This is a genomic window from Phenylobacterium sp. LjRoot219 (assembly GCF_964252995.1).
GTDB lineage: Bacteria > Pseudomonadota > Alphaproteobacteria > Caulobacterales > Caulobacteraceae > Phenylobacterium.
Window position 1 is genome coordinate 25687 of sequence record NZ_CAXUQI020000002.1, and the last position, 11936, is coordinate 37622.

Annotated in this window: 10 protein-coding genes and 1 riboswitch; of the genes, 6 read left to right on the forward strand and 4 right to left on the reverse strand. The window is 69.1% G+C overall.

Features of this window, described 5'->3' with window-relative positions:
* Nucleotides 1–55 precede the first annotated feature (55 nt).
* From ACSQ14_RS18215 to ACSQ14_RS18230, 4 genes are all read left to right on the forward strand, one after another.
* Nucleotides 56–1312 (forward strand): GTP cyclohydrolase II, encoded by a 1257-nt coding sequence (locus ACSQ14_RS18215; RefSeq protein WP_436017580.1) that lies wholly within the window; start codon nt 56–58, stop codon nt 1310–1312.
* A gap of 8 nt (nt 1313–1320) precedes the next feature.
* The gene (locus ACSQ14_RS18220) at nt 1321–2508 is read left to right on the forward strand and encodes a DUF1688 family protein (protein WP_436015539.1); all 1188 of its coding nucleotides are present in this window, start codon (nt 1321–1323) and stop codon (nt 2506–2508) included.
* A 12-nt stretch (nt 2509–2520) separates the two neighbouring features.
* Nucleotides 2521–3150: a uracil phosphoribosyltransferase gene (gene upp, locus ACSQ14_RS18225; protein ID WP_436015540.1), complete on the forward strand. Its 630-nt coding sequence runs from the start codon at nt 2521–2523 to the stop codon at nt 3148–3150.
* A 169-nt stretch (nt 3151–3319) separates the two neighbouring features.
* Nucleotides 3320–3781 (forward strand): MucR family transcriptional regulator, encoded by a 462-nt coding sequence (locus ACSQ14_RS18230; RefSeq protein WP_436015541.1) that lies wholly within the window; start codon nt 3320–3322, stop codon nt 3779–3781.
* Between the two features lie 119 nt (nt 3782–3900).
* Here ACSQ14_RS18230 and ACSQ14_RS18235 read toward each other — a convergent pair whose 3' ends face one another.
* From ACSQ14_RS18235 to ACSQ14_RS18245, 3 genes are all read right to left on the reverse strand, one after another.
* Nucleotides 3901–5943, reverse strand: a complete 2043-nt coding sequence (locus ACSQ14_RS18235) for a TonB-dependent receptor (protein WP_436015542.1) — start codon at nt 5941–5943, stop codon at nt 3901–3903.
* Nucleotides 5944–6123: 180 nt separating this feature from the next.
* Nucleotides 6124–6351, reverse strand: a riboswitch (cobalamin riboswitch).
* A 41-nt stretch (nt 6352–6392) separates the two neighbouring features.
* The gene (locus ACSQ14_RS18240; protein WP_436015543.1) at nt 6393–7142 is read right to left on the reverse strand and encodes a CbtA family protein; all 750 of its coding nucleotides are present in this window, start codon (nt 7140–7142) and stop codon (nt 6393–6395) included.
* 15 nt (nt 7143–7157) lie between these two features.
* Nucleotides 7158–7385 (reverse strand): CbtB domain-containing protein, encoded by a 228-nt coding sequence (locus ACSQ14_RS18245; RefSeq protein WP_436015544.1) that lies wholly within the window; start codon nt 7383–7385, stop codon nt 7158–7160.
* A 235-nt stretch (nt 7386–7620) separates the two neighbouring features.
* Between ACSQ14_RS18245 and ACSQ14_RS18250 the strand changes: the two genes are divergently transcribed.
* Together ACSQ14_RS18250 and ACSQ14_RS18255 are read left to right on the forward strand one after the other, a co-directional pair.
* Nucleotides 7621–8145, forward strand: coding sequence for a histidine phosphatase family protein (locus ACSQ14_RS18250; protein WP_436015545.1), 525 nt, complete (start codon nt 7621–7623; stop codon nt 8143–8145).
* A gap of 232 nt (nt 8146–8377) precedes the next feature.
* Nucleotides 8378–11005 (forward strand): beta strand repeat-containing protein, encoded by a 2628-nt coding sequence (locus ACSQ14_RS18255; protein WP_436015546.1) that lies wholly within the window; start codon nt 8378–8380, stop codon nt 11003–11005.
* A 69-nt stretch (nt 11006–11074) separates the two neighbouring features.
* On the opposite strand, the gene ACSQ14_RS18260 is transcribed toward ACSQ14_RS18255, so the two are convergent.
* Entirely contained in the window at nt 11075–11935 is an 861-nt protein-coding gene (locus tag ACSQ14_RS18260; protein WP_436015547.1) for an ABC transporter substrate-binding protein, read from the reverse strand.
* Nucleotide 11936: the final 1 nt, after the last annotated feature.

Consider the following 11936-nt stretch of genomic DNA (forward strand, 5'->3'; position numbering starts at 1 on the left):
GGCCCTTCGCCGGCGAGGCGTGGGGCCTTTTCTCTTCGGAGGGCGGACAAAAACCATGTCCGGCAACAGGACATCACATATCCGGCTGACCTCGCACCCGCGAACGGGGGCGGGAGTTCGCTTCCCGGTGCGGTGGGATGCTCCGACTGCACAAACACGCGGCCCGGTCATCGTGTCCGCTAACGCCGGCGCCGACCGTAACGCCATCGGCGCGCATGGCGGCGCCTATTCGATCTATCGCGCGCTCGCGATCTCCGCAGGGGCGCTCGACCCCGCCGTACGGCCGGAGCTCGCCGACACCTATCCGGTCGTGGCGATCGGGCCGCATCCTCAATGGAGCACGCCGGGGCGCATCGTCTCGCTCGATCCGTGGGGCGCCCGGGTGGCGAGCGACTTCGCCGAGGCGATGGCCGAGGGCGTCGATATCCGGCCTACCATCGCCGTCACCAAGGCGCGCATCGACCTGCCGGAGATCCGCGCCGGCCTGGCGGCAGGACGCCTCACGGTGGACGGCCAGGTGGTTCACGCGGCGGGCGACGTGGCGGTGACCAAGGTCGCGATCGACCCGGTCTGGCATCTCCCAGGGGTGGCGAGCCGCTTCGACGTCGACGAGCAGCAGCTGCGCCGCACCCTCTTCGAACAGACCGGCGGCATGTATCCGGAACTGGTGACCCGGCCGGACCTTTCGGTGTTCCTGCCGCCGATCGGCGGGATCACGGTCTACATCTTCGGCGATCCGAGCCGGCTCGGCGACCCGCGCTTCCCCCTTGCCTGCCGCGTGCACGACGAATGCAACGGCTCCGACGTGTTCGGCTCGGACATCTGCACCTGCCGCCCCTATCTCACCCACGGGATCGAGGAGTGCGTCCGACAGGCCCAGACCGGCGGGGCTGGCCTCATCGTCTACAATCGCAAGGAAGGCCGCGCGCTCGGCGAGGTCACCAAGTTCCTGGTCTACAACGCCCGCAAGCGGCAGCCGGGCGGGGATCAGGCGGCGACCTATTTCGCGCGGACCGAATGCGTCGCCGGCGTGCAGGACGCGCGCTTCCAGCAGCTGATGCCTGACGTGATTCACTGGCTGGGCGTGCGACGCATCGATCGCTTCGTCTCCATGTCGAACATGAAGTACGAGGCGCTGGTCGAAGGCGGGATCGAGATCGGCGAGCGCGTGCCGATTCCTCCCGAACTGGTGCCGCCTGACGCTGCGGTCGAGATCGAGGCGAAGAAGGCGGCGGGCTATTTCACCCCGGAACCGGCGCCGAGCCCGGCCGACCTGCAGCGTACCGTGGGACGTGACCTGACGGAGTTCTGATCGCCCGCATGAGCGCCAAGGCCGCCCTTCCGCTGCTGAGCTCGGTCGCCGTGCGGGAGCGTGCGCACGAACTGCTCGACATAGCGGTCGACGGCGGACTGGCTGAATGGCGCGTGGACCTGGAGCGCCTCGAGGCGGCGGCGGACCTCACCGCCGAGGTGGTCCGCAGCAACTATCCGGATCTGCGCGTCCCGCTGCATGCCCGCTGGCGTCACTTCGTGAACGGCGGGCGCGACCTCTGGGCGGAGCGCGCCGCTCACGAGGCCTGGCCCGGCACGGCGGAACGGGCGCGGGCGGAGTTCGATCTGGCGATCGTCTCCGTCCTGCTGGACGCGGGGGCCGGGGCGGCGTGGCGCTACCGCGACCGCGAAACCGGCGCCGACCTCGGCCGCTCCGAGGGATTGGCGGTCGCCTCGCTGCGCATGTTCGAAGCCGGCGACTTCTCCACCGACCCGGCCCAGCCACTGCAGGCCGACGGGCTGCGCCGGCTGAGCGCCGAGCGCCTGGCGCTCGGCTTCCAGGCCGCGCCCGACAATCCACTGCTCGGCCTCGAGGGGCGCGCGGCGCTGCTTCGCCGCCTGGGCAAGGTGGTGGGCCGGCCCGGCGTGCTGTTCGACGAGATGGCGGCCCGTGCAGAGGCCGGCCGGCTTCCCGCGGCGACCATCCTCGAAACCCTGCTCGCGCGGCTGGGCCCGATCTGGCCCGGACGGATCGAGATCGACGGAGTCCCGCTCGGCGACTGTTGGCGGCATGCCGCGATCCGCCGCGCTGACGCGACCGACGGCCTCCTGCCGCTGCACAAGCTTTCGCAGTGGTGCGCCTATTCGCTGATCGAGCCGTTGCAAGCGGCCGGCGTCGAGGTCGTCGACATCGACGGCCTCACCGGCCTGGCGGAATACCGCAACGGCGGACTGTTCGTGGACATGGGCGTCCTGGTCCTGGCCGACCCGGGTGACGCGGATCGCATGCACGCGGTGGACAGCCCGCTGGTGGTGAGCTGGCGAGCCATGACCGTGGCCCTGCTCGACCGGCTGGCGCCGCTGGTACGGGCGCGCCTCGGCGTCGAGGCGTCCGACTTTCCCCTGGCCTGCATGCTGGAAGGCGGCTCCTGGGCGGCCGGGCGGCGGATCGCGCGGGAGCGACGGCGCGACGGCGGCCCGCCCCTTGCGGTGATCAGCGACGGCACCGTCTTTTAGCCAGGAGGTCTCATGCAGGACGTCACGGTCGTGGATCACCCGCTCGTCAGGCACAAGCTCAGCCTGATGCGGCGGAAGCAGACCTCCACCAAGAGCTTCCGCCAGATGCTGAAGGAGATCGGCGGCCTGATCTGCTACGAGGTCACCCGCGACCTGCCGCTGGCGGACGTCGAAGTCGAGACGCCGCTGGCGACCATCCAGGCGCCGGTTCTGGCCGGCAAAAAGTTGGTGTTTGCGCCCGTCCTGCGCTCCGGCATGGGCATGCTGGAAGGCATGCTGGAGCTGGTCCCCGCCGCCCGCGTCGCCCACGTCGGCCTCTATCGCGATCCGGCGACGCTCGCCTGCGTGGAATATTACTTCAAGGCCCCGACGGACCTGGCCGAGCGGCTGGTGGTGGTGATCGACCCGATGCTGGCGACCGGCAACACCGCCATCGCCGCCGCCGACCGGCTGAAGGAAGCCGGCGCCAAACAGATCCGGATGGCCTGCCTGGTCGCCGCGCCCGAGGGGCTATCGAACTTCCACGGGCATCACCCGGACGTGCGGGTCTGGGTGGCGGCGATTGACCAGCGGTTGAACGAGCATGGCTACATCCTCCCTGGCCTGGGGGACGCCGGCGACCGCATGTACGGCACGAAGTAGTGCCCCTGGCGTTCTCCGGACCGGAGATCGCGCCAGACGCAAAACCCCGGACACCCGCCGACAAGTCCTTCGGAAGCGGACTTATGAAATGTCAGCGCTGTAGATACCGGTCGTCTGAGACGCTTGGAGCAGCTAAGGCTCACATCTCAGATTTCACAAGGAAGCCCGTATGACCGAAGAAGAGAACAACGTGATCGGGATGGCGACTGACATCGTGTCCGCCTACGTCGCCAACAACAGCGTCTCGGCCAATGACCTGCCGAACCTCATCAGACAGGTTCACGACGCCCTGAAGGGTGTGAGCACGGGTGTTTCCGAAGCTCCCGCCGCGCCCCAGGCGCCGGCGGTGTCGGTGCGGAAGTCGATCAGCCCTGACTTCCTGATCTGCCTCGAGGACGGTCGGAAGTTCAAATCCCTGAAGCGTCACCTTCGGACCAAGTACGACATGAGCCCCGAGGATTACCGGGCGAAGTGGGGCCTGCCGAAAGACTACCCGATGGTCGCCCCCAACTACGCCGCCTCGCGGTCGGCGCTGGCGAAGAGCATGGGCCTTGGCCAAGGCGGCAGAGCGCCCGCAAAGGCAGTGGCGGCGGCGAAAGCCCCCACGGTTCGCAAGCCCCGCGCGAAGTAGCCTGATCATCAAGCCGCCCCGCCCGCGATGGCGGGGCGGCTTCCCGCGGTCTCCAAGCGGTCGCGGCGCGCCGCCGCCGTACTGAACCGGGCCTGCGCGCCGTTGCAGCGAGTTGCTGGCTAGAAGCGATAGGTCATGCCGAGGCGAACGGTGCGCGGCTCGACGACGCGGCTCATCCGCCCTTCGACAGGCTCCGGATCGAAGGCCGTAATGTAGGATTCGTAGAAGTAGGCGATGTCCTTGTCGCGGCTGTTGAACACGTTCAAGAGCTCGCCGTAGACCTCGAAATCCGCGAATTTCCTCGCGCCGCGCATGTTGACGACGGTGCTGCCCTGGTCGCGGACGGAGTTGTCCTCGACCAACGGCGACGGACCCAGGTGGCGCAGGCGGATGGCGCCCTCCCACGTGTCTGAGACCGCCGAGACGCCGAGTGACGCGGAGTTCTCGAAGGCGTTGGGAATGTGGTCGCCGTTGTCGTAGCGCGCGTGGCTGCGGGTGTAGGCGCCGTCGATGGCCAGCCAGGACAGCGGTCGCCAGAAGCCGACGAGCTCGTAGCCGTGGCGCTTGCTCGCCCCCGTCGGTTCAACGGCGTTGGAGTCGCCGACGAAGCGCAGCTCGCTGCCGATGTTCAGCCACCAGTAGGCCGTCGTGAGCGTGAACCTGCCGGCCTGGAACCTGGCGCCGAGTTCCTTGCCGGTCCCTCTCACGAGGATCGGCACCGCCGGCGTCTGAAAGGCGCCGCGGACGTCGTTCGAGTGGAAGCCCCGGCCCCAGTCGGCGTAGAGCTCGATGCTGTCGTTGACGGCGTAGGCGACGTCGAGCTTCGGCGACAGGATGCTGTCATGCGCCCTGCCCGTACCGAGCCCGGCGGCCGCCGCGTCGATGGCGCCGACGTCGGCGTGGTAGTAGTCGCCGCGCAGGCCGCCGGTCACACGCAGGCCCTCGATGGGCCGCCAGGTGAGTTCGCCGAACGCCGCGGCCGACAGCTCCTTGACTGCATAGAGCCCCAAGGAGGCGACGACGGCCCGATCCGCGGTCTGATAGAGGCCCACCTTGTCGATGTCGTCGTACCGGTTCTCGGTCCCCGCCCGGAAGGCGAACTGCGGCGAGAGATCCCAGGTCTTTTCGGCCTTGAGCCCGAAGATCCAGCGCCGGTCGAACTGGTGGATCTGCGCGCTCGAACCGTCGGCGTTGGCGTAGGTCGGGTTCGAGAACATGTTCCAGTCGTAGGACTGGGCGTAGACGTTGCCCTTCCAGCCCTCGCCGCTCAGCCGCGCATTGGCGATGAAGCGGGTCGTCTCGCCCGTCGCGGTCGGATCCGGCGAGCAGAACACGTCGGCGCAGACCGGCGAGCCGATGATCCGCTCGGGGATCTGCTCGGTCGGCCGCCAGGTCCCGCGGTAGGCTTGGCCGCTAAGCTCGAGCAGGCCGGCCGGGGTGTCGCGCTCGTACTTGGCGAAGGCCGCGCAGTGGCGCAGGCGCTCCGCCTCCTGCCACGGCCCATCATAGATCTTGCCCTCCCCGACGAGCGTGAGGCTGCCGCCGGCGACATCGGCCAGCGTCCCGCCCGCGGCCAGGCGCGCATAGGCGTAGGAGCCTGCCTCGACCGCCACCCAGGGTCGGGCGAAGGAGTCGACCGTGGTCATGTACGCGGCGCCGGCCAAGGCGAAGTCGCCGCCATCGGCCCGGTAGGGGCCTTTGCGGAAGTCCTCGCGGACGATGACCTCGGGGATCAGACCATTGAGATCCAGATAGCCCTGCCCGTGGCCGTGCGTGCGGAGGTTCATCTGCACGTCGTCGATGTAGGTGGTGAAATCGGTCCCGTGGTCGAGGTTGAAGCCACGCAGGAAGTATTGGTTGGCCTTGCCTGAACCCGAGTGCTGGGCGGCGATCAGCCCAGGCACCGCCTCCAGCAGTTCCGCCGTCCGGAGCAGCGGGCGCACCAGCAGATCAGAGCCGGCGATGGTCCCTTCGCTGGCGGCGTGGGCGACGCCGATCTTCGACTCCCCGCGCCCGAACACGACGACTTCGGCGACCGCGGCGTCGGCGCTCGCCGTGGCTACCGCCCCGTCTTTAGTAGCGGCCGAGGCGGGCGAGGCTGCGAACCCGAGCGGGACGAGACAGATTGCGGCCAGCATGGACCGCTTGGTGAGGTGGGGCATGAAAAGCCCTCCGCGAAGCGCCGATGCGACACAGGCAAGAGCTTCCGTGGCGAGACCCCGCGCACGGTCGACGGCCGGGCGGGCGGACGCCCCCGCGCCGGCCCGGACCGCACGATACGGCTCTCACCGCTCGTTCGTCGCTCAGACGGAGTTCCGTGCCTGACCACCCCCTGGGTCGGGCAAGAGCGACCCGCGCTAGCCGGTCTCCTGGCTCACGGGTCATCGCGTGACATGCGCCTTCCCAGGATCGAGATCCCAGTGGCTGCAGCCCGGAAAAACCGGACCACGTGCATGCCGCACTCGCCACTTACAGTTGCAGGGACAGCCTCGGATTCGGCGCCGCCAGTGGCGGCATCCTCACCGTGTTCCCGTTCAGCCCTCTCGGGCGCCAGCGCGAAATCTTCTCGATCCCTTTGAGGGCACCGAGACGGCCCCGCCTACGGGAAGCTCTACTGTAAGGCAATAGGCCTGGGCGTTCCGGCCGCCCGCAGCACGCGTTCGGCCAAGGCGCCGAAGGCGACGCCCAGGACGATCCACAGCACCGCCTGGGTGCCAAGGGCGGCGAGGCGGAAGTTCCACAGGACGATCGCCGGAAATCCCGCCGGCACCTCGTTGATCGCCGGCATCAGCCGCATCAGGCCGGCGGCGAACAGCAGATAGGCGCCGCCGCCCGCCAGCAGGCCGTTGAAAGCCCCGCGCCGTCGCCCGATCCAACCGCCCAGTTGGGTCGCCATCGCCAGCCCGGCGAGCGAAAGGGCGATCATCAGGAAGTAGGCGCCGGTGCGGAACGCGACCGTCTCATGCAGGCCGACGCCCGGCGGCGTCGGCGGATACTTCAGCACCGGCGTGAGGCTGACGGCGACGAAGGCCGCCAGCGCCAACAGCAAGGCGAAGGCCCGCGGGCCGATCTTGGCGAGGCGGCCGTAGGTCAGGGCGAAGACGATGGCGAAGATCCCGCCGACGGCGGCGCCGTAGAGCGCCAGCGCGGTCAGCAGGCCGAAGCTCTTCTGCACCGTCCGGCTGACCAGCTCAGCCTCTTGGCCCGCACCCATGCTCATGGCGTGAGCGTGGGCCCCGGCCTCCTCAAAACTGATGGCGAGATCCACCTGCGGCTCGCCGAAGGCGCGAGCGAACAGAACGGCCAGGATGGCGGCCAGGAGCCCGGCCAGCATCCCGCGAACCAGAAGGTCGCGTGTCATGGAAGACGCCCTGCCTCAGTGGCAGGGGAAGCCCAGCAGGTGGCGGCCGTCGTGGACGAACTCGTGGATGTACATGCCGTCGAACAGCGCCAGCGCGCCCTGCTCGGTGCTGACGAAATAGAGGAAGATCATCGCCAGCAGCATGCCGAAGACCGCCCAGGGCGCGATGTCGCCCAGCGGGATCGCCTGGGTCTCGCCGGCCGGAATGAAAACGTCGTCGGGGAAGAGGGCCGTAGCCGTCATAAGCGCTCCTTCCGGGATTTCGCGTCCCGTCGTGAAAAACCGATCCGAGGAAGGTCTGACTCTCGACACCGCCGGGGCGGCGTCGATTACAGTGGCGCGACCGTGCCGGGCTCTCACCGGCTTCTTCCTCGATCTGCAGCTTCGCACTAAGCCCGATACAGCTGGGCCGTCAACGACAACGGAGGCCGGCCTGGCCACGACCCTGATCCTCTTGTGCCATGCGGCGACGGCTGCGATGCGGCTCGGCGCGTTTCCGGCGCGGGACGACGACCTCGACGCGGGCGGCCTCAAGGGCCCGACGGTCGCGCCGCCGAGAGCCGCGGCCTGGCTGACGAGCCCGGCCCGCGCCGCCCGGCGAACCGCCGCGGTCCTGGCCGTCGAGGCCCAGGTCGACGAGGCGTTGCGCGACATCGACCACGCAGCCTGGGCCGGCCGCAGCTTCGCCGAGATCCAGGCGAGCGACCCCGCGGGCCTTACCGCCTGGATCCGCGACCCTGCCGCCGGGACTCCGGGCGGCGAGCGTCTCGACGACGTGCGCCAGCGACTCGCGCCCTGGCTGGCGGCCCGCGCGCAGGGCTCTTCGCCCCTCGTCGCCATCACCCATCCGATGGTGATCCGCGCGGCGATCGCCACGGCGCTCGACCTGCCGGCGCCCGCCACCTTGCGGATCGACATTGCGCCGCTCTCGGCGGTGACCTTGTCGTTCAACGGCGTCTGGCGGCTGCAGGCGATCCGCCCCGACAAGCGCGACCCGGGCTGAGCGCGCCGCCGTCAGGCGATTGGCCTGCCGGCAAGCGGATGTTCCGAGCTTCGGCCAAGGGTGGGAACGGACACTGGCGCTGCGGCGCCTTGCCGATCCACTGATCGAGGCCGCAGGCCTCGATCACCTGGGGCTGCATTTTGGCAAGCGCCCGGAAAAGTTGTAGTCAAGCTGACGGTTAGCGGATCCCGATTCTTCTGGTGAAACGGCTTCGGGTCAGTGAAAGCTCAGCATGACTAGCATTGTCTCGGTCACCTCAGGCGCCGCCAACGGCAGTTACAGGGCCGGCGACACGGTGGCATTGAGCGTTCAGTTCAGCACTGCCGTAGACGTCGACACCACGGGCGGCACACCGACACTGTCGCTGGACAGCGGCGGGACCGCCACCTACGCCTCCGGAAGCGGCGGCTCGACCCTGACCTTCTCCTACACGGTGGGGGCCGGCCAAACGAGCGCCGACCTGGATTACGCCTCGACCTTGGCCCTGAGCCTGAACGGGGCCGCGATCACCCAAAGCGGAACCGCGACCAGCGCCGTCCTCACCCTGCCGTCGCCGGGTACGGCCGGCTCGCTGGGCGCCAACACGAACATTGTCATCGACACCACGGCGCCTTCAAACACCCCCGCCTCAGCGGCCTTTTCGGCAGATACCGGGACCTCCGCCACCGACTTCATCACCGCCAACGCGCTGCAGACCATCAGCGGCAGCCTGGCAAGTCCTCTGGCGGCGGGGGAAGCGGTTGAGGTCTCGACCGACAATGGCGCAACCTGGCTGACGGTCGTCGCCGCAGGGAGCGCCTGGGCCTCCCCCGTCCCCATCACCCTCACCAGCAGCGACACGCTGCAAGTGCGGGTTGTCGATGCGGCCGGCAATGCGGGCGACCCCTTCGCCCAGGCCTACGTGCTCGACACCACGGCGCCCACGAACACCTCCGCCTCAGCGGCCTTCTCAGCCGATACCGGGGCCTCCGCCTCCGACTTCATCACAACGACCGCCGCGCAGACCATCAGCGGCAGCCTGGCAAGCAATCTGGCGGCGGGGGACGCGGTTGAGGTCTCGACCGACAACGGCGCGTCCTGGCACACGGCCACCGCCACGTCGGGTGACGTCACCTGGTCGTACAACGCCACCCTCACAGGCAGCGATACCCTGAAAGTGCGGGTCGTCGATGCGGCTGGCAACATGGGTGCGGCCTCCGCCCAGGCCTACGTGCTCGACACCACGGCGCCGACAACCACCGTCGCCTCAGTTGCCTTTTCCGCAGACACCGGGGCCTCCGCCTCCGACTTCATCACGAGGACCGCCGCGCAGACCATCAGCGGCACCCTGTCCGCTTCTCTAACGGCGGGCGAAGGGGTCCAGGTCTCGACCGACAACGGCGGGACCTGGCACACGGTAGCCACCGCGCCGGGTGACACCAGCTGGTCCTACGCCACCACCATCACCCAGAACGACACGCTGAACGTCCGGGTCGTCGACACGGCTGGCAATTCGGGCGCCATCTCCGCCCAGGCCTACGAGCTCGACATGCTCGCGCCATCCGGCGCCAGCAGCATCGGCCTGTCCGCCGACACAGGCGCCTCCGCCGGCGACTTCATCACCAACACGTCTGCGCAGACTATCAGCGGCGTGCTGGCCGGCCCCCTGGCGGCAGGCGACCACGCGGAGATTTCCACCGACAACGGGGTCACCTGGGACACAGTCGCCCCGGTGGGAAACGCCTTCTCCTATGCCGCCACGCTGACCGGCAGCGACGTCCTGAAGTTTCGGGTCACCGACCTCGCCGGCAACGAAAGCGTCCTCTCGCAGTCGTATGTGATCAACACGGCGGCGCCCGCCGCACCCGCCACGCCGGACCTGAGCGCGGCGTCTGACACCGGGGCGTCGAGCACCGATAATCTTACCAGCGACGTGACGCCGGTCTTTACCGGCACGAGCGAGGCGAATGCCGCCGTTTCGCTGTTCGACACCGATGGGACAACCGTGCTGGGAACCACGACCGCTGACGGGTCGGGGAACTGGTCGATCACGTCGAGCGCCCTGGCCTACGGCCAACACACCGTCTCGGTTGCGGCGACGGATCTGGCGGGAAATACCTCGGCCCCGAGCGCGGGCCTGGAAGTCACCATCCAGGCCGCCTCGCCTCCGGTCACGCCGCCGCCATCGGTGGTTACCGTCGTTAAGCCGACCGGCTCCCTACTGACCGGCGACGCCACCAACAACGTCATCAACTGGAGCGGCGCCGGCGCTGACACGATCGTGGGCGGAGCCGGCGACGACAGGGTGAGCGGCGGACCGAACAACGACGTCTTGCAGGGCAATACCGGGAGCGACCGCATCTTCTCGGGCATAGGCGCAGACGTAGTGCGCGGCGGTCAGGGGAATGATTTCGTCAATGGCAACCAGGGCAACGACCAGCTTTTCGGCGACCTTGGCAATGACAGCGTCGCCGGTGGCCAGGGCGACGATTTCGTCCGGGGCAACCAGGGCGACGATGTGCTCCTGGGCGACCTCGGCGAGGATGTCGTTTTGGGCGGCCAGGGCAATGACGTCATCTTCGGCGGCGACGGGGCCGACCACCTTTCCGGCGACCTGGGCGATGACGCCCTGACCGGAGGCGCGGGCGCGGACACCTTCAATTTCATCGGCGGGGCGGGCCGCGACGTCATCACGGACTTCAGCCACGCGGAGGGCGATCACATCCTGCTGTCGATAACCCAGGCGGCGGATTTCCAGGTCCTTTCCAGCAAGATGGCCATGGTCGGCGCGAACACGGTGATTACTCTGGACGGCCAGACGATCGTGCTCACCGGGGTGCCGATGAGCAGCCTCACCTCCGGCGACTTCCTGTTCTCTTAGGCTGCAGGAGCAGACCAGCTCGACGTCGGAGAAGGGTCGTTCGCGCCAGTTCGGAGCGGCCCCCCGAAGTCAGGCCGCGAGCCGCCGCTCGGTTGCCTGCCGGGCGTGGGTCAGGGCGGCCGCCGTCCGGATCAGCAAGGGGCCGCCGCAGTAGAGCAGTTCGACGGGGAAGATGACGCGATGCATCCGCGGCTCCAGCGCGGCCAGCGCCGGATGCGCCAGGATGCGCTCGCCCCCGCCCGCGACGCCGACCCGCGCTTCACCCAGCAGGAGGATTTTCGGCGGGTCGGCGAGCAGCCGCTCCAGGGGGACCTTCGCCCATTTCTTTACGCCGTAGCGCGCGGCGACATTCTCGAGGCCGCAGCGCTCCATCATCTCCCCGATCAGGGTTTTCTCGCCGGCGACCAGGCCGCCGCGCTGATAGATCAGCGCCGGAACCGGCGGCGCGCCGGCCGACGGGGCGGCCGCGGCCAAGGCCGCCTCGATCCGGGCGACGAGCGCTTCGGCGCGGGGCTGGCGACCGACCAGCCGGCCGATCTCCCGGATCTGGGCGATGCTGCTGGAGACGCTGTCCGGAACCGGGAATTCCTCGACCCGGTACCCCAGCCCCTTCAACGTGGTTCGGGCGGCCAGCGCCGAGCGCTTGCTGGCGAGCACCAGGTCGGGCTGCAGGCCGACCACTTCCTCGGCGGTCTCATAGGTCACCGGCAGGGTGCGGGCGATCTCCCAGGCCGGCGAATTGAGCGGGTCGCGCGAGCGATAGGTGATCGCCGCGATCTGCCCGCGGTCAGCCACGTGCATCAGGACGGTGTCGAGGCATTGGCCGAGCGAGACCACCCGGCGTGGGGCGACGCCGGCGGCTGCCGGGCCCGCCAGGCCGAGCCCGAACAGGGCGGCGGACGCCGTCCGGCGACTGATCGCGGCGGTCATC